The organism is Halomonas sp. KX33721, assembly GCF_001596805.1.
Lineage (GTDB): Bacteria > Pseudomonadota > Gammaproteobacteria > Pseudomonadales > Halomonadaceae > Vreelandella > Vreelandella aquamarina.
Map to the genome: position 1 here is coordinate 1 of NZ_LVIA01000039.1, position 16,839 is coordinate 16,839.

Here is a 16,839-nt window from a genome sequence, read left to right on the forward strand (position 1 = left end):
ATACCGCCCAAGAGTTCACATCGACGGCGGTGTTTGGCACCTCGATGTCGGCTCATCACATCCTGGGGCTGAAGTCGGTCCCAAGGGTATGGCTGTTCGCCATTTAAAGTGGTACGCGAGCTGGGTTTAGAACGTCGTGAGACAGTTCGGTCCCTATCTGCCGTGGGCGTTGGATGTTTGAGAAGAGCTGCTCCTAGTACGAGAGGACCGGAGTGGACGACCCTCTGGTGTTCCGGTTGTCACGCCAGTGGCATTGCCGGGTAGCTATGGTCGGACAGGATAACCGCTGAAAGCATCTAAGCGGGAAGCCCCCTTCAAGATGAGACATCCCTGAGGCCTCGAGCCTCCTAAAGGGCCCAGCGAGACCAGCTGGTTGATAGGCACGGTGTGGAAGCGCTGCAAGGCGTTGAGCTAACGTGTACTAATGGCCCGTGAGGCTTGACCCTATAACACCCAAGGGGTCTGGTCGCCGTGATAACGATGAGTGTGAAAACACTCGGATAACCGGATACGTGTACTGAGCCGATCAAACGGCTTGGTAAGAGACGCACACAAAACACAGCATGGTATGCATTTACAGTTACGCCTGACGACCATAGCAAGCGTGAACCACCTGATCCCTTGCCGAACTCAGCAGTGAAACCGCTTAGCGCCGATGGTAGTGTGGGGTCTCCCCATGCGAGAGTAGGTCATCGTCAGGCACCTATACCGCAAAAACCCCAGCCAAACGGCTGGGTTTTTTGTTGCGCCGAAGAAAATCCCCGAACACAGTATGTTCGGGGCTTTTTGCTGTGGGCATGCTCCGTCCGGGGGGATCGGCAATAAAAAGCCGCCCGTTAGGGGCGGCTAAATAGGTTACTAAACGATTAGCGGTGGTACTGTTTCTCGCGTTCAGGCTGCCATAGAATGGCGTCTACCCGTAAACGGGTTGCCTGTTGGTTAGGCAGTGGCCAATCGATAGTATCGCCTACCTTCACACCTAAAAGACTAGCACCGATGGGGGCCATAATGGAGATGGCATCTTCGGTGTTACCGAGAGAGTGCGGGTAAACCAGTGTACGTACCATCTGCTGATTACGGGTGAGATCGGTAAACTGAATTTGGCTATTCATGCTCACAACGTTATCAGGAATCTCTTCGGGATTGACTATTTCCCCGTGACTAAGCTCATCTTGTAACAGCTCGGCCACCATTTGATCCTTTTCAGTCGCTGCATCAATCAGGCGCTGCAAGCGGTCTGCATCAAGTCGATTGATTATAAGGGGAGGTCGCTGCCCCATGATGCTCTCCTTGGCAAACGCAGTAGCAAAAGGCTGGTTGCGTCGTTATACAAATGGTATTGAATGACATAAAAAAAAGCCCTCTCCATAAAGAAAGGACTGTCGAGATATCAAGCTAGTAGTGTACGACACTTCGAACGAAAAGACGACGCGCTTAGAGTGAGGTGCGCATAAAGTGCTATGATGCAGGCCGCTACGCGAGCAAGCTGTTATATCGCGTTTATGGGTTGCAGATTATGTTAGAGGTGAAAGGTGAGTGACACGGTACCCACGTCATGGCTTGTTTACTGCCGGCCAGGTTTTGAACACGATGCGTTGGCAGAGATGCAGCACCATGCGAAGCAACAGGGGGTTCCCTGTGAGCCGATGCAAGGTGAAGGCTGGGTAAGTTTAACGCGCCATGATGGCGAGGCGATAAATGATTTACACCGTCAGGCAGCCTTTAAACGGCTCATATTTGCGAGGCAAAGTTTAGCAGCGCTGCCCGCGTTGACCCTGTCTCGGGATGATCGGCTTACGGCGATTTTAGATCAGGTCAAAGCAAGCCGCTGGAGCTTTGAAGAAATTTGGCACGAAACGCCGGATACTAATGATGGCAAAGCGCTAGCCGGATTAATTAAAGCGCTGACAAAACCTCTTCAGAGTATGTTGAAAAAGCGTGGTGCATTACGGGGTAAGGCGGGGGCTCGCCGCTTGCATATTTTTTGGACAGACGGTGATCGTGTGCAGCTAGGCATGAGCTTTCCCGATAACCGCAGTGAGTTAATTAACGGAATTCGTCGCCTGCGTTTTCCATCCAGAGCACCTAGCCGTTCAACGTTGAAGCTCGAAGAAGCCTGGCACGAGTTTATCCCCCGAGGAGAGTGGGACGAGCGCCTAGCTACGCATATGCAGGCGGCTGATTTAGGCGCAGCGCCAGGTGGCTGGACATGGCAGCTTGTGCAGCGTGGTATGTATGTCTATGCCATCGATAACGGCCCAATGGACAAACAGCTCATGGCCACCGGGCAGATCGATCACCTACGTGAAGATGGCTTTACCTGGGAGCCGCCCCAGCGTTTGGACTGGCTGGTGTGTGACATCGTCGACAAGCCAGTACGGGTCTTGGCCATGGTTGAGCGCTGGCTGACGCGCAAGTGGTGCCGGGAGGCCATTTTTAACCTCAAGCTGCCGATGAAAAAGCGCTGGGATGAAGTAACTCGCTGTTTGACAACGCTAGAAGAAGCGTTAGCGACAGCGGGCGTAGGGGCCACTATTCGTTGTCGCCACCTCTACCATGATCGGGAAGAGGTGACGGTATACGTTAGGCTGGCTCACTAACCTGGCAGGTATCCGCCGCTGGGCTAGTAGCCTGGCTCATAAATGCGGATGGTTTCGTCTTCGGTAAGTAGCGGTAAAATACGCTGCATTGCCATGGCGCGCTCTTCACTGGCGTGCCACTCTTTCCAAGCGCGCAAGTCGCGCCATTTGGTAATCATTAAACGGCGGTCTGTGTGGCCAAGCTCAACCAAGGTTTCACCACCAACGAAGCCTCTAACGCCCAGTGACACACGCATTGCTTCGCGCGCTGCTTGTTCATATTCGTCCTCTAAACCGGGCATAATGCGCCGTTCAATGATGATTTTTATCATAGTGTCTGTTTCCTAACCGAGAGAGTCGATGACTGATAATACCGATGACCACAACGCGTTTGACGCTGAACTAGATACCACCGGGCTGTATTGCCCTGAGCCTATTATGCTGATGCATAATAAAGTCCGTGATATGACAGCAGGCCAAGTATTGAAGGTCGTGGCAACCGACCCTGCGACTACGCGCGATGTGCCAAAATTTTGTCAATTTTTAGGGCACGAGCTGATAGATAAAAATATCGCAGACGATCAGTACGTCTACTTTATCCGCTTAGCGTGATCTTGTGGAGCCAAAGCAAGGCGCTCAACGACTAAGGGTGTAGCGCCTTGCCTATTATCGCTAAGCGTGATCACTACTCGGCACTACCATCATGGCGAGTGCCTCAAGCGTGGCTGGATCCTCTTCCAGAATGCGATTAGCAATATGGCGTTGGAAGAAATAGACGGTTTGATGCCGAGAATGCGCGTCGTACAAGCACTTGTCGCCCAGTAAAATGGGGGTCATGGTGGCTTTTTGCTCGTCTGCCACCATCGCTTCTATGCTGCCATCACTATACAGCCGCCATCCGTACACAGGCTTCATGTGCCATGGCGCATTAGGGTGGTTCATGCAGAGTGCATGTGTGCCCAAAGTATCAGGAAGCTGTTGAATCAGCGTAATTTCGCTAGAAGCCTCATACTCAAAATAGCTGGCAGCGGCGTTTAGCTCATCATACTTATGGTCAGGGGGAAGCTCGAAAATTTCGTCGGTTTCAGGGTCTCGGTAGCCGACGAAGAAACCACTTTCATGGCTATCCAGCTCATGGCAGGCCGCCAGCGACTCCATCCAAGGAACAAGCCCCACAACGTTGCCATCTTCCCTAAGCCCCCAGGCAAGAATGGGCAGGCCGTAGTAGGTGTCGGGACTCGCAGCGAGCTGGTAGACCATCTCTAAGCCATCTAGCTCTGGTGCTAAACGAACTAAACACTTTCGCGCCTGCTGACGCTGACGCACGGTTTCCAGGTCGATGACCTGGGCAGAGCGAGTTGACAGGGGTGCGCCCATGGTGTCCCTCCTTGTACTGCGTGGTCACGACATTGGCAGACAGTGAACACCGCCTGCCGCTACCTTCACCAATAGCACAGCTTGAGCGCGAGGTTAAGCGTAAACATGATTTTTAATCGACATCACAGGCAGAAAATGCCGCTTTTAGTTGCTGGCGCTCCTCCAAAGCATTCTGAAATTGTAGCCAAGGTGCCTCAGGGTTACTCACTCATAGAGAACCACGAAGTTTGATAGGCCGTAATAGCCTCAGGGGAGGAAATAGGGTGAACGTCAATTAATTGATTGACGTGGGTCAGCCACTGTTCAGACTGCTGCGCCAGGCTTGGTCGGCGCTGTTGTCACCACATCCCTCCAGAAATAGGCTCGCCGAAGCGGCTAGCCACTTGCCGTAACGTTGCTTGGGGACTCCTGTTGGCTGATCGTTTTTAATCGCCAAGCCAGCAATATAGCGGCTGTGCTGAGACCAGCAATCAGCCCAATCCAGTAACCGTGTACACCCATTGGTTCAGACACACCTCCCAAGCCATAGGCTCCTAACCAGTGTCCGCCCCCTAAGCCCACAATCCAATAAGAGAGCACGGTGATGACCATGACGATGCGCGTGTCTTTATAGCCTCGTAAGGCCCCTGCTAAATTTACCTGCAGAGAATCCGACAGCTGAAAAATAACCGCTAGCGCGATAATAGTTAATGCTAATGCCTGAATCTCAGTATTTGATGTGTATAGCGAAATCACTGTTGGGGCCGTAAACCACAATAGCGTGCTATTGATCGCCGCAACAATGACGCTAATCGTAATGCCATTCCAGGCAACTTTACGTGCCATGGCTAAGCGTCGCTGGCCCAGCGTATTACCTACTCGAACGGTCAACGCCATGCTTAACGACATGGGCAGCATAAACAGAATGGTGGTGTAACTGAGGGCGATTTGGTGCGCACCTACAGTAACTTCTCCAAAGCTGGCTATAAAAAGCGCGATCAGAGTAAATAGAGTGACTTCAACAAAAATCGCGACGCCGATAGGCACACCCACCACCACAAGTTCACGAATGCCCGCCCATTGTGGCGGCGTAAGCTGCTCCCAAAGTGAAACGCTGCGGTAGGTGTTTCCGCGCCTTGTATAAAGCGCCATCGCGATGGCCATTGTCCACATCGAAATAGCGGTGGCAATACCGCAGCCAAAAGCCCCCAGCGCCGGTAGCTGTTGCAAGCTATTAGGGATGCCAGTACCCAATAGGTTGACTAGGCCATCACCACCGTAAATGAGCAAATAGTTAAAGGGGATGTTAACGGCAAGGCCCACAAGGCTGATCCAGAGAGCAGGGCGAGTATGATTCATGCCATCTGAAAAGGCGCGTAACGCTTGAAAAAGCGCGATCCCAGGCATTCCAAAAGCAACGGCGCTTAGATAAGCCGCCGACTCCTGTGCAACACCAGGAGGAACGTTCATCAGTTCAAAAATAGGTGTAACGGCGACCCATAATAAACCAGCGGCAGTGATGCCTAATGCCAACGCCACCCAAAGGGCTTGATGTACGGCTGGGCGTATATCGTTATTGCGCTGGCCGCCTAATAAGTGCGCCACGATCGGCGTTAGCCCCATCAGCGTGCCGGTCATAAACAGCATCAGCGGCATCCATAAGCTTGAGCCCACTGATACGGCGGCTAAGTCCGTTGCGTTGTGTCTACCTGTCATCATGACATCGACAACGCTCATGCCCGCCTGGGCTAGCTGAGCGCCGCAAATAGGCAAGGCCAGCGCAACAAGTGTGCGAGTTTCTGGCCAATAGATGGATTTGATGTCGCTAGTAAAGCCGCCCAAGGTATGGCTCCCCTTTAGCCAAGAGACCTAAGAAAGGCCGATAGAGTAGCAGGAGTCGCTGCGCTTTGCTGTCTCCTCTTTAGCTGGCTAAGCCACAGCGGGTATACTGCGCGAAATGCATGGGAAAAGTGGCAATATGGTGATTGAAGAGCAAGAGCGTTGGACCCTGGGCGATATTATGGCGCTGTTTGATGGCGTCTTTGCGGCGCATTACCAGACGCGTTTGATAAAAGGAGGCGATGAGCCGCTGTATCGACCAGCCACCGATCAAACGCCTTATCATCAGGTCATTTTTGCGCGTGGTTACTTTGCCAGTGCGCTACATGAAATCAGCCATTGGTGTATTGCGGGTAAAGAAAGGCGACTGTTAGAAGATTATGGCTATTGGTACTTGCCTGATGGCCGTAACGCCCAAGAGCAGCAAGCATTCGAAAATGCTGAAATTGCTCCTCAGGCGCTGGAACAGCTATTCACCCAGGCCTGCGGGCGTACCTTCCACGTGAGCGTGGATAACCTAGGGGGCGAAGTAGAGGTAGATCGAGATGCCTTTGCGCAGAGAGTCGCTGCCCGGGCGCAGCGCTATTTAGCAGAAGGGTTGCCGCAACGCGCCAATGCGTTTTACTTAGCCTTGGCGCGCTACTATCAGCAGGGCGATACGTTGGAACAGGCAATAGCCGCAGGCAGAGCGCTGCTAGCAGCCACTGAAGTTAGCGCTTAATCTTTTTCATTAAGCTGTTGGTGCAACGTGAGCATCACCTTAACTTCGTGCTCTGGACGCATTGGCTCTAAGCCCAAGTCGTTAAACATCTCGCTACGTAGGCGGTGCCATTCACTAGAGCTGATCTGATCGTAAAGTACCCCTGCGGGTGCCAGCTCTACAAAAGGGTCCAGGCCGTAGGTGTCAAACAAACGCGCCAGCGCGGCCTCATCTTCGCCGTTATCGCTGGTGTATAGCGTGGCAGAGAAGTGGTCGTTCTCTAATTCACGAATCACATCTAGAGGGCTGACGCCTAGGCTCTCTAACTCCTCAATGCTGTAAGCGCCCATCACATTGCTATCTTCGGTGATCCAGCTGTCGTCCGGCTGGATCAGCGTTTGTTTGATTCGTCCGTCGGGTAACGACCACGCAATAGAGAGCGGCAAGCCATTATCTTCGCCTATTTCAATGGCAATAAATCCAGGATAGTCAGCCACGCAGTTGCTCCTTTTAAGCGTCCGCTTCAATTCGGAAAAAACGCTGGGCGGTGCGAGTGGTCGCCACGCCAAGCTCGGTATCACTCACGTCATGCCAGCGGGCTATTTCTTTAACAATCCAGGGCAGTAGCGCTGGTTCGTGGCGGCGTCCCTTCAATTTAGCAGGCAAATTGCGGGGCAGTAGGTAAGGGCAGTCGGTTTCCACCATCAGGCGGTCTAGCGGTATATCGCGCACCATGTCGCGCAGGTGATGGCCTCTGCGCTCATCGCATATCCAGCCTGTCAAACCAATGTGCAGATCTAAATCAAGATAGCCATGCAGCGTCTCTTGGTCTGCCGTAAAGCAGTGTATAACCGCTTGGCTAATATCATTTCGCCAACTGCGCAGTATGTCTTGCATTCGCTTGCCAGCATCCCGCTCATGCAAAAACAGCGGCAGGCCGCTTTCTGCTGACAGAGCCAACTGCGCCTCGAACGCACGCTCCTGCTGCTCTGGGGTTGAAAAGTTGCGATTAAAATCTAACCCGCACTCGCCAACCGCCACGACCTTCGGCATACGGTAAAGCTGCCGCATTTCTTGGGCGACCGTGTCGTTCCACCCACTGGCATCATGGGGATGAACGCCCGCCGTTGCGTAGATCCCCGCGTACTGCTGCGCCATCTGCACGGCCTGCTTAGCATGGGCGACATCGGTGCCGGTCACGATAAGCGTCGTGACATTGGCTGCCTTGGCCCGCGCCAGCACGTCACCCAGGTCGCGCTGAAAACTTTCGTGGGTCAAATTCGCGCCAATATCCACTAAAGGCGTCGAAGGGCGAAATTGCAGTGCTTCGGGTAAAAACGTATCGGCCTCAGTGCTTGCCAAACTGTATTCCTCCGCCATGTGTCATTAACGCTATTGTAACGCTGGCGGCCCACAACCACTAATGCTCCTACCGTTCACACACAGTACGAATGGCACGAATTGCAAAAAAACTGGCTTGTTAGGGAAAGGCTGCACACATCCCGCCACAGCTGTCTGGCGGCCGTCGGCGGGGTAAAATCTGTTCGCCTTGCCACCACCTGACCGAGCCACCCGATGAATCAGATCTCTTTCGCCCAGGCAGAACACCAGAACAAGAAAAAGGTGACCCGCCGCGAGCGGTTCCTGGCCCAGATGGAGGTGCTGGTGCCTTGGCAACGGCTCATCGACGCGCTGGTCAGAAAGCGACCGCTGATGCAGTGAAAGTGCCATTATGAGCGTTTCAGCCGCTTAGAGACGAATTGATCAGCGGTTCCTTAAACACCGCTTTATAGTCGTGATCCTTCTATGACGTTAGCACGTTGTCTCGCTTGGCTCTACAAGGGGGCATCGTAATTCGGAAGCATGCGTTACACTGTGCGCCTCACGACGAAGGAGGACACTGCGTGACCCTGTTACGACTCGAACAGCTGCAACTCGCTTACGGCACCCAAGTACTGCTCGATCGCGCCGACCTGACGGTTGAAAGAGGCGAGCGGCTGGCGCTGGTCGGACGCAACGGCACCGGTAAATCCACGCTACTAAAGCTCGTAGCGGGCGATATTCAGCCGGATGATGGCACCATTTGGCGTGCGCCGGGCTTAAAAATCGGCGTGCTGGCCCAGGAGTTGCCTGAATCATCGGGCATGACGATTTTTGATATGGTCGCCCAAGGCCTACCCGAAGCGGGCGAGCTGCTGTCTGAATATCAGCACCTCATCAATGACCCAGACCCAGATATGAACCGCATGGCGACGCTGCAGACGCGGCTCGAGGCCATTGACGGCTGGTCGTTTCATCAGCGTATCGATGTCGTGCTCACACGACTGGGTTTGCCACCCGAAGCGGAGATGAGCGCGCTTTCCGGCGGCTGGCGTCGTCGGGTGGCGCTGGCCCGTGCGCTGGTTTCCGAGCCGGACCTACTGCTGCTGGACGAGCCGACCAACCATTTAGACCTGGACACCATCGCGTGGCTGGAAGAGCAGCTGCTCGCTTTCAACGGCGCTGTGCTGCTGATCACCCACGACCGGGCGTTCCTGTCGAAACTCGCGACGAATATTTTAGAACTGGATCGCGGGAAGCTCGGGCGTTATCCCGGTGTCTACAGCGAGTATCAAGAGCGCAAACAGCACGAGCTGGAGGTCGAATCGCGCGAGAATGCATTGTTCGATAAAAAGCTCGCTCAGGAAGAGGCCTGGATTCGCCAGGGGATCAAAGCGCGCCGTACCCGTAACGAAGGGCGCGTCCGCGCGCTAGAAGCCATGCGCAATGAGCGCAGCCAACGCCGCGAGCGTCAAGGCACCGCCAGTCTCACGGTGGATAGTGGCGAGCGCACCGGTAAGCGGGTGGTCGAGCTCAAAGGCGTTACTCAGCGCTTTGGTGATGAGGTGATCCTGCGCAACGTGAACCTGGAAGTGATGCGTGGCGACCGCATCGGCTTCTTGGGGCGTAACGGTGCCGGTAAAACCACGCTGTTGAAAATATTGCTTGGCGAGCTGGCCCCTACCGAAGGCAGCGTACAGTTAGGTACTAATCTCAAAGTGGCCTATTTTGATCAGCTACGGGCCGGCCTCGAGTTGGAAAAAACGGTGTATGACAACGTAGCCCAGGGGAGTGATCGCGTCAGCGTGGGCGGTAAAGACCGCCATGTGATGAGCTATCTGCAGGATTTCTTGTTCACCCCAGATCGCGTGCGTCAGCCAGTGAAAGCGCTATCCGGGGGCGAGTCCAATCGCCTGCTGTTAGCCAAGCTGTTTACTCAGCCTGCTAACGTACTGGTGCTGGATGAGCCCACCAACGACCTAGACATGGAAACGTTGGAGCTGCTTGAAGAGCTGCTGTTAGATTTTGATGGCACGCTGCTTCTGGTTTCCCACGACCGAACCTTCATGGATAACGTGGTGACCAGCATGCTGGCCTTCGAAGGTGAAGGGCGCGTGCGTGAATACGTGGGCGGCTATACCGACTGGATTCGCCAGGGCGGTAAGTTACCCCCTGCACCGTGGGAAGGTGCTGCACGCCAGCACACAGAACCCACCAGCGAGGCCGTTAAAAAAGCTGCGCCAGCCCCAGCGGCTGAACCGGCCAAAAAAGCTGTTAAGCTCTCCTACAAGCTGCAGCGTGAGCTGGATGCTTTGCCCGCCGAGATTGAACGCTTAGAGAGCGAAGTGGCGTCGCTTGAACAGGCGGTTGGCGACCCGGCGTTTTATCAGCAGGAGGCCACCGCTGTGACGGCTAAACTGCAAGCGCTAGAGAAGGTTCAGCAGGCGCTGGAAGTGGCGATGGAGCGTTGGATGGAGCTTGAAGCAATGGCCAATGGCGAATAGCTAGCGCTGTTATATGCTAAAGGCCCCGGGTGGGGCCTTTACCGTTAAAAAAGCTATTCGTCGCTTTTTTCACCTTTTTTGCCCACACGAACGGCTAAAACGTCGCACTGAGCGCCGCGTAATACGCCAGTAGAGGTGGAGCCAAGCAGCAAAGCAAAGCCGTGACGGCCATGGGAGCCGACCACGATGAGGTCAACGCCGTGCTCTTCGGCAAAGCGGTGAATCTCCGTGTCTGGCATACCTACCACCACATGCTGGTCAGCAGCCTCGACGTGAGGCGCGGCGATCTCCGCTAAGCGCTTCTTGGCATGCTCATCTAGCTGGTCCTGGATGCTGGTAAGATCCATAGGAATATCGCCGCCGTAGGCGAATCCCAAGGGTTCCAGAGTGTGCATGATCGAAATTTTCGCGCCGTTGTTGCGCTCGGCAATCGCCACCGCACGCTCAAGGATTTTGTGAGAGTCTTTGGTTAAGTCGACGGCGACCAGGATATGGCGATAGCTCATGGCGTATCTCCTTGGTGATGTGGCACACAGAAAGGCTCTTGTTCGATACCTTTACTTTAGGTCTGAAAATGAATCTTAACAACGACCTAGGTCATAGTTTTTAAATATTACGAGTTGAGTTTGACGAAAAGAGGGTAAGCGTTGCAATGGAATGGTTGATCATCGTTTTTATTCTGATGTTTGTGATTGCGCCAGTCATGTGGTTAAAACCAAGCCCGCGCCAAAAGCGCCAGATGGCGCTGCGCTCCTGCGCAGCGCGTCAGGGGGTGGCGGTCAAAATGGCCAAACCACCTCTACATCATTTTAGAGGCACGATGCCCGCGTATCGCTGGCACTACCCGCAACAGGCGCCTGGGCCTGATTTTGTACTGGTACGTGACTCCAACGCTAGTGACGCTTTGGAGCCTTTTCACGCGGGTTGGCGCTGGCGCATTGCGCCGCTGCGTCCCTTGCCCGATGTGGCCAGCACACACTTACGAACTCTGTTAGAGCGTCTGCCCCAGGATGCGTTGGTATTGGAATCTAACGCCCATTCGCTGACGCTATGGTGGTGGGAATCACAAACCGCCGAGCGGTTTACGCGCTATTTGGCGGATATCGAACCTCTCAAGAAGGCGTTGAGCGGCCTTTCAGACCACCCACCTGCCAAACCGCTAGCGCCAGATGGCGTGGAACAAAGAAACGTCTAATGATTAGGCTGTGGGGCTATCTTGATCCCTTGTCTGAATCGCCAGACCGTTGGATTCGATCAGCGCAAGCCACTTATCCAACTGGTCCAGGTCCTGTTCGCTCAAGCCTGCTAGCATCTCCTGACGCGCAGCCAGTACCACACTATCGATCTGCTCCAGGAGCGGTATGGCGGCTGGAGTAAGGTAGAGCCGTTTGCTGCGTCGATCGTCATCGCAGGCGCGACGCTCGACCAGACCTTGCGCCTCCAACTGTCCTAAAGTACGCACCAGCGACGGCGCCTCGACACCGATCGCGCGCGCCAAATCACACTGAGGATTGCCTTCCCCCAGTTTCCAAAGATGGTACAGAGTCACCCACCGGGTTTGGGTCAGCCCTAATGGTGCCAGCCTGCGATCGAGGATCGAGCGCCACAGATGGGGCAAACGAGCAATACGAAAACCAATTGTTGATGCCATAGGTAACTAACTGCCGAAAAGTGTAAGTGAACGAATTGTCATAAGCTGCGTCGCTGAATGCAAGGTGTTCTGCTACTCCGGCTCTGATGAGTCGCTTTGAGTGCCGTTCTTTCCAGGGATAAAACGACGTAAATTAAGCGCGCTCAGCCCGCTAGGCTGAATGGTGCTATCGGCGACGGTTGCCTTGTCAGCATCTTCCGACACAGTAAACCGAATTAGGCCCAGCCGCTGGCCACCGTCCGTCATAATATCGACCCGCCACTCCCCCGATGGGTCTTCGGGGAAGTTCTGCTTGTGGCTCCATGCGCGGTAGCCTTGTTCGCGCCCGCCGTTAATCGCAAGCTCCACAGTGTCCATTTCTGCACCGTTATGATGCCACGCATGGTAGATAGTTTCGCTTAATCCGCGAGGCGCACGAATAGCGGTATACACATACAGCCCATTACTGCGGATAGCATCAGGCGTCAATGCCATGGTGCCTTGAGGTGTGCGCTGCTGTGTATCAAACGCTGGGGATAGCGCTGTGCTGGTCATCCAGAGGCTAGCGGGCGGTACCCACACGCGACCAAGCCATGCCCCATAAGCCAGCACCACGGCTAGTGCAAAAAAGCCTAGCCAGCGCGCGAGGGAGCGCTTTTTCAATAAATGCCAAAAGCTAGGTAGAGCCACTAAAACAGTTAATACCAATGCTAGCAGTAGGCTCTGTCCCGTGGTGAGGTGCACCATGATGGGCAGAATGACCAGTAGTACCAAGAACACACACTGGGCATGAAACATAAAATAGAGACTGCGCCAGCGCCCAGCGAGCTTGTAGTAGAGCGGATCGATAATCGACCACACGGCCATGCCAATCACCAACAGCGCGAACAGCGCTTGGCCGCTGTTCCACACGGTGGTCACCAGAATAAACGGCAAGGTAAAAAACAGCGTCTCCTGGTGAATCATTTGAGCGATAAAAGCGGTAATGCCTTTCGGCAGCGTCGGATGACCGCGATGGGCCAGCCAGCGGCCAATCAAACTTTCGGATAGTAGCAGTAGCCAAGCAAACAGCAGCCCCAGTGCTAGAACAGCCCCCAGCCACTGTTGGCGATCAACGAGGAAAAAGCTGCCTAATCCGGCTGCAAACGCCATGGGCGGCCAGAGCCAACTCCAGGGCTTTAGGCGCTCTACGATCCTTTCGACGCGCCCTTGCAGTGCTTCCATGCGGGCGGGAGTTAAGAGTGTCCCCATAGCGTTAAAAACTCGTCAATGAAACGTATATGATCGTTGGGATAGCGGGTAAAGTCGATGTGATACGCCATTATGCGCTTAAAAAGCGTAAGAAATGTGTGCATTTAGAAAGGTGTCTATCAAGCAAGCGGATTAGCCAAAAGTCAGGGCTTGACGTACTGGCGTAACTCAACCAAGCTAAGGCAATCAAACGACCGTATGAAATGCGTGGCAGGCTCGTCAACGGCGTGCCAGCCCGAACTTGTGGAGAGAGCGCGCATGATCTATCAAGGCAATGCCATCACGGTGGAGCGTCGTGACACCCTGGGTGGCAATGACATCGCAATGCTCACTTTCGATTTGAAAGATGAGTCCGTCAATAAGCTATCCAGCGCCGTTATGGCAGAGCTGGGCAATGCGGTAAAAGCGATTCAGGCCGAAAGTGGTTTGAAAGGGCTGATGATACGCAGTGGCAAAGACGCCTTTATCGTCGGCGCCGACATCACCGAATTTCACAGCCTGTTCGACAAGGGCGAAGAGTATCTGGTGGAGATGAACCTCAAGGTTCACGACATCTTCAATGCGATTGAGGACCTGCCTTTCCCCACCGTGACGGCGATCAACGGGTTGGCGCTGGGCGGCGGTTGCGAAGTGCTGCTGACCACCGATTTCCGCGTGATGAGCGAGAAGGCCAAAATTGGCCTGCCAGAAACCAAGCTGGGCATTCTGCCGGGTTGGGGTGGCTGCGTGCGCCTGCCGCGCCTGATAGGTGCCGATAACGCCGTTGAGTGGATTGCGGGTGGCACTGAAAATCGCGCAGATGCCGCTTTAAAAGTGGGCGCGGTAGATGCGGCTGTTGCCCATGAGCTGTTGGAAGAGGCGGCGCTGGATATTCTTGACCGCGCCAATGCAGGCGAGCTGGATTATCAAGCCCGTCGGGAAGAAAAAACATCCCCGCTGAAGCTCAATGCCATTGAGCAGATGATGGCGTTTGAAACAGCCAAAGGCTATGTGGCCGGTAAAGCGGGCCCGCACTACCCAGCGCCCGTTGAAGCGATCAAAGTGATTCAAAAAGGTGCCGGTGAAACCCGCGCCCGCGCGCAGGCCATTGAAGCCAAGTCGTTCGCCAAGCTGGCGCTGAGCAGCGTTGCCTTCAACTTGGTAGGTCTGTTCATTAACGACCAAGTCGTTAAAAAGAAAGGCAGCAAGTACGAGAAGCAGGCGCAGCCAGTCAAGCAAACCGCCGTGTTGGGTGCTGGCATCATGGGCGGGGGTATCGCCTACCAGAGTGCCAGCAAGGGTACGCCGATCCTGATGAAAGACATCAAGGACGATGCCATCGAGCTAGGCCTGAAAGAGGCGCGCAAGCTGTTCTCTAAACAGGTAGAGCGTAAAAAGCTCACCACCGAGCAGATGGCCGAAAAACTCTCTAACATCCGTCCAACGCTCTCTTACGGCGATTTCGGTAATGTCGATTTGGTCGTAGAAGCGGTGGTCGAGAACCCCAACGTCAAAGACGCCGTGTTGACCGAAGTAGAAGACAAGGTAAGTGAGAACACGATTCTAACTTCCAACACGTCGACCATTTCGATTAACCGTCTGGCTAAGAACCTGAAGCGCCCGGAAAACTTCTGTGGCATGCACTTCTTCAACCCCGTGCACCGCATGCCGCTGGTGGAAGTCATTCGTGGCGAGAAAACCTCGGACGCCGCCGTTGCCGCAACCGTGGCTTATGCCCGGGCCATGGGTAAAACCCCCATCGTGGTGAATGACTGCCCTGGGTTCCTGGTCAACCGTGTGCTTTTCCCTTACTTCGGTGGCTTTAGCTTCCTGGTCGAGCAGGGTGCCGACTTCCAGCGCGTCGATAAAGTCATGGAGAAGTTTGGCTGGCCCATGGGCCCGGCGTACCTGCTGGATGTCGTCGGCATGGATACCGCCGTGCACGCCAACGAGGTGATGGCCGAAGGCTTCCCGGATCGTATGGCACGTGAAGGCAAAACCGCTATTCAAGTGATGTACGATAACAAGCGCCTGGGTCAGAAGAACGACAAAGGCTTCTACGCCTACGAAGAAGATAAGAAGGGTAAGCCTAAGAAAGTCAGCGACGAGCAGGCTTACGCACTAGTAAAAGAAGTGGTGAAAGAGCAAAAAGAGTTTTCGGATGAGGACATCATTGCTCGCATGATGGTGCCGCTGTGCCTTGAGACTGTGCGTTGCTTGGAAGATGGCATTGTCGATACGCCCGCAGAAGCCGATATGGCGCTGATTTACGGCATTGGCTTCCCTCCCTTCCGTGGCGGTGCGCTGCGCTACATCGACGCGCTGGGCGTAGCCGAGTTTGTTGCGCTGGCCGACCGTTTAGCACAAGAGCTGGGGCCGCTTTATGCACCCACCGAGAAGCTGCGTGCTATGGCACAGAATAACGAGCAGTTCTACGCTGGCACCACTGCAAACGCTCAGGCCTAAGTCACCACCCACAGGAGAAATAAGATGAGTTTGAATCCGAGAGATATCGTGGTGGTTGACGGTGTTCGTACCGCCATGGCGAAAGCGAAAAACGGCGCCTTCCGCAACGTGCGTGCCGAAAACCTCTCCGCTGCCGTGATGCAGGCGCTGTTTACCCGAAACCCTAATCTGGATCCGTCGGAAGTAGACGACGTGATCTGGGGGTGCGTCAATCAGACACTAGAGCAGTCCATGAACATCGCTCGCAACGCGGCGATCATGACCGGTATTCCTCGTACGGTGCCTGCCCAAACGGTGAACCGCCTCTGCGGCTCTTCGATGACCGCACTGCATATTGCTGCTGCAAACATTAAGGCGGGCATGGGTGATTTTTACGTGATCGGCGGTGTTGAGCACATGGAGCACGTACCGATGGCTCACGGCGTCGACGTGAATCCGGCGGCGAGTAAATACGCGGCCAAAGCCGCCATGATGATGGGGCTCACGGCGGAACTGCTGGGTAAAATGCACGGTATTTCCCGCGAAGATCAGGACAAGTTCGGTGTCCGTTCGCATCAACGTGCACAAGCGGCGATGGAGAAGGGCTGCTTCGACAATGAGATCATCGGCGTCGAAGGTCACGACCAGCGTGGCTTCAAAGTGCTAGTGAAAAACGATGAGGTGATTCGCGCCGATGCCAGCCTGGAATCCATGGCGAACCTGAAGCCGGTCTTCGATCCGCGTAACGGTACCGTGACGGCGGGCACTTCGTCAGCGCTTTCAGTGGGCGCTTCCGCCATGGCCGTGATGAGCTACGAGCGTGCCCAGGCGCTGGGGCTGGAGCCGATTGCCAAAGTGCTCTCGACCGGTGTGGCCGGCTGCGATGCCTCCATCATGGGCTATGGCCCGGTGCCAGCCTCTAAAAAGGCACTGAAAGCGGCGGGCTTGTCTGCTGCCGATATTCAGACCGTTGAGCTGAACGAAGCCTTTGCGGCGCAGGGCCTGCCGGTATTGAAGGATCTTGGCTTCCTGGATGCTATGGACGAAAAAGTAAACCTAAACGGTGGTGCAATTGCGCTTGGCCACCCGTTAGGCTGCTCTGGGTCGCGCATTTGCACGACGCTGCTGAACGTCATGCAGCAGCGCGATACCACGCTGGGCTTAGCCACCATGTGTATTGGTATGGGGCAGGGCGTTGCGACGGTGTTTGAGCGTCTAAAGTAATACGCTCGACCT

16 protein-coding genes, 2 rRNA genes and 1 pseudogene are annotated in these 16,839 nt (G+C 54.7%); 10 read left to right on the forward strand and 9 right to left on the reverse strand.

Annotation, left to right across the window (positions count from 1 at the left end; translation table 11 throughout):
- Together A3220_RS13780 and rrf are read left to right on the forward strand one after the other, a co-directional pair.
- Positions 1–446 (forward strand): 23S ribosomal RNA (locus A3220_RS13780); the annotation flags it as partial.
- A 139-nt stretch (positions 447–585) separates the two neighbouring features.
- A 5S ribosomal RNA gene (gene rrf, locus A3220_RS13785) occupies positions 586–701 on the forward strand.
- A 165-nt stretch (positions 702–866) separates the two neighbouring features.
- On the opposite strand, the gene rnk is transcribed toward rrf, so the two are convergent.
- Positions 867–1,280: a nucleoside diphosphate kinase regulator gene (rnk, locus tag A3220_RS13790; RefSeq protein WP_054641084.1), complete on the reverse strand. Its 414-nt coding sequence runs from the start codon at positions 1,278–1,280 to the stop codon at positions 867–869.
- A gap of 252 nt (positions 1,281–1,532) precedes the next feature.
- On the opposite strand from rnk, the gene rlmM reads away from it, so the two are divergent.
- A complete protein-coding gene (rlmM, locus tag A3220_RS13795; RefSeq protein WP_058577831.1) occupies positions 1,533–2,600 on the forward strand; it encodes a 23S rRNA (cytidine(2498)-2'-O)-methyltransferase RlmM in 1,068 nt (355 codons plus the stop codon).
- 23 nt (positions 2,601–2,623) lie between these two features.
- Here rlmM and A3220_RS13800 read toward each other — a convergent pair whose 3' ends face one another.
- Positions 2,624–2,911: an antibiotic biosynthesis monooxygenase family protein gene (locus tag A3220_RS13800; RefSeq protein WP_044629788.1), complete on the reverse strand. Its 288-nt coding sequence runs from the start codon at positions 2,909–2,911 to the stop codon at positions 2,624–2,626.
- A gap of 28 nt (positions 2,912–2,939) precedes the next feature.
- On the opposite strand from A3220_RS13800, the gene tusA reads away from it, so the two are divergent.
- Complete coding sequence (gene tusA, locus A3220_RS13805; protein ID WP_044629787.1) at positions 2,940–3,191, forward strand: sulfurtransferase TusA; 252 nt, start codon at positions 2,940–2,942, stop codon at positions 3,189–3,191.
- A 60-nt stretch (positions 3,192–3,251) separates the two neighbouring features.
- On the opposite strand, the gene A3220_RS13810 is transcribed toward tusA, so the two are convergent.
- Both A3220_RS13810 and A3220_RS13815 read right to left on the reverse strand, forming a co-directional pair.
- Positions 3,252–3,956 (reverse strand): hypothetical protein, encoded by a 705-nt coding sequence (locus A3220_RS13810; protein ID WP_044629786.1) that lies wholly within the window; start codon positions 3,954–3,956, stop codon positions 3,252–3,254.
- 375 nt (positions 3,957–4,331) lie between these two features.
- Positions 4,332–5,777, reverse strand: coding sequence for an MATE family efflux transporter (locus tag A3220_RS13815; protein ID WP_062375342.1), 1,446 nt, complete (start codon positions 5,775–5,777; stop codon positions 4,332–4,334).
- A 136-nt stretch (positions 5,778–5,913) separates the two neighbouring features.
- On the opposite strand from A3220_RS13815, the gene A3220_RS13820 reads away from it, so the two are divergent.
- Positions 5,914–6,495, forward strand: coding sequence for an elongation factor P hydroxylase (locus A3220_RS13820; RefSeq protein WP_058577833.1), 582 nt, complete (start codon positions 5,914–5,916; stop codon positions 6,493–6,495).
- On the opposite strand, the gene A3220_RS13825 is transcribed toward A3220_RS13820, so the two are convergent.
- The gene (locus tag A3220_RS13825; protein WP_044629783.1) at positions 6,492–6,971 is read right to left on the reverse strand and encodes a hypothetical protein; all 480 of its coding nucleotides are present in this window, start codon (positions 6,969–6,971) and stop codon (positions 6,492–6,494) included. The two genes, A3220_RS13820 and A3220_RS13825, sit on opposite strands and share 4 nt — an antisense overlap.
- Before the next feature lie 13 nt (positions 6,972–6,984).
- Positions 6,985–7,836, reverse strand: a complete 852-nt coding sequence (locus tag A3220_RS13830) for a TatD family hydrolase (protein WP_233420306.1) — start codon at positions 7,834–7,836, stop codon at positions 6,985–6,987.
- A gap of 213 nt (positions 7,837–8,049) precedes the next feature.
- On the opposite strand from A3220_RS13830, the pseudogene A3220_RS17310 reads away from it, so the two are divergent.
- Both A3220_RS17310 and A3220_RS13835 read left to right on the forward strand, forming a co-directional pair.
- A pseudogene (locus A3220_RS17310) lies at positions 8,050–8,169 on the forward strand (IS5/IS1182 family transposase); the annotation flags it as partial.
- Positions 8,170–8,378: 209 nt separating this feature from the next.
- Positions 8,379–10,298, forward strand: coding sequence for an ATP-binding cassette domain-containing protein (locus tag A3220_RS13835; protein WP_062375343.1), 1,920 nt, complete (start codon positions 8,379–8,381; stop codon positions 10,296–10,298).
- 53 nt (positions 10,299–10,351) lie between these two features.
- On the opposite strand, the gene A3220_RS13840 is transcribed toward A3220_RS13835, so the two are convergent.
- Positions 10,352–10,804 (reverse strand): universal stress protein, encoded by a 453-nt coding sequence (locus A3220_RS13840; protein WP_062362015.1) that lies wholly within the window; start codon positions 10,802–10,804, stop codon positions 10,352–10,354.
- A 146-nt stretch (positions 10,805–10,950) separates the two neighbouring features.
- Between A3220_RS13840 and A3220_RS13845 the strand changes: the two genes are divergently transcribed.
- Positions 10,951–11,493, forward strand: coding sequence for a hypothetical protein (locus tag A3220_RS13845; RefSeq protein ID WP_058577842.1), 543 nt, complete (start codon positions 10,951–10,953; stop codon positions 11,491–11,493).
- 3 nt (positions 11,494–11,496) lie between these two features.
- Here A3220_RS13845 and slyA read toward each other — a convergent pair whose 3' ends face one another.
- Positions 11,497–11,949, reverse strand: a complete 453-nt coding sequence (gene slyA / locus A3220_RS13850) for a transcriptional regulator SlyA (RefSeq protein ID WP_054641086.1) — start codon at positions 11,947–11,949, stop codon at positions 11,497–11,499.
- 72 nt (positions 11,950–12,021) lie between these two features.
- Complete coding sequence (locus A3220_RS13855) at positions 12,022–13,179, reverse strand: DUF5924 family protein (protein ID WP_062375345.1); 1,158 nt, start codon at positions 13,177–13,179, stop codon at positions 12,022–12,024.
- A 258-nt stretch (positions 13,180–13,437) separates the two neighbouring features.
- Here A3220_RS13855 and fadB point away from each other — a divergent pair, with 258 nt between their 5' ends.
- Both fadB and fadA read left to right on the forward strand, forming a co-directional pair.
- Positions 13,438–15,624, forward strand: a complete 2,187-nt coding sequence (gene fadB, locus A3220_RS13860; protein WP_062375346.1) for a fatty acid oxidation complex subunit alpha FadB — start codon at positions 13,438–13,440, stop codon at positions 15,622–15,624.
- Between the two features lie 24 nt (positions 15,625–15,648).
- Entirely contained in the window at positions 15,649–16,827 is a 1,179-nt protein-coding gene (gene fadA / locus A3220_RS13865; protein WP_062375348.1) for an acetyl-CoA C-acyltransferase FadA, read from the forward strand.
- The last annotated feature ends 12 nt before the right edge of the window (positions 16,828–16,839 follow it).

Excerpts from the sequence above, each read along its gene's own strand:
- A3220_RS13855 (WP_062375345.1), bottom strand. The coding sequence starts at position 13,179 with ATGGGGACACTCTTAACTCCCGCCCGCATGGAAGCACTGCAAGGGCGC.
- fadB (WP_062375346.1), top strand. The coding sequence starts at position 13,438 with ATGATCTATCAAGGCAATGCCATCACGGTGGAGCGTCGTGACACCCTG.
- slyA (WP_054641086.1), bottom strand. The coding sequence starts at position 11,949 with ATGGCATCAACAATTGGTTTTCGTATTGCTCGTTTGCCCCATCTGTGG.
- A3220_RS13820 (WP_058577833.1), top strand. The coding sequence starts at position 5,914 with ATGGTGATTGAAGAGCAAGAGCGTTGGACCCTGGGCGATATTATGGCG.
- tusA (WP_044629787.1), top strand. The coding sequence starts at position 2,940 with ATGACTGATAATACCGATGACCACAACGCGTTTGACGCTGAACTAGAT.
- A3220_RS13840 (WP_062362015.1), bottom strand. The coding sequence starts at position 10,804 with ATGAGCTATCGCCATATCCTGGTCGCCGTCGACTTAACCAAAGACTCT.
- rnk (WP_054641084.1), bottom strand. The coding sequence starts at position 1,280 with ATGGGGCAGCGACCTCCCCTTATAATCAATCGACTTGATGCAGACCGC.
- fadA (WP_062375348.1), top strand. The coding sequence starts at position 15,649 with ATGAGTTTGAATCCGAGAGATATCGTGGTGGTTGACGGTGTTCGTACC.
- A3220_RS13800 (WP_044629788.1), bottom strand. The coding sequence starts at position 2,911 with ATGATAAAAATCATCATTGAACGGCGCATTATGCCCGGTTTAGAGGAC.
- A3220_RS13810 (WP_044629786.1), bottom strand. The coding sequence starts at position 3,956 with ATGGGCGCACCCCTGTCAACTCGCTCTGCCCAGGTCATCGACCTGGAA.
- A3220_RS13845 (WP_058577842.1), top strand. The coding sequence starts at position 10,951 with ATGGAATGGTTGATCATCGTTTTTATTCTGATGTTTGTGATTGCGCCA.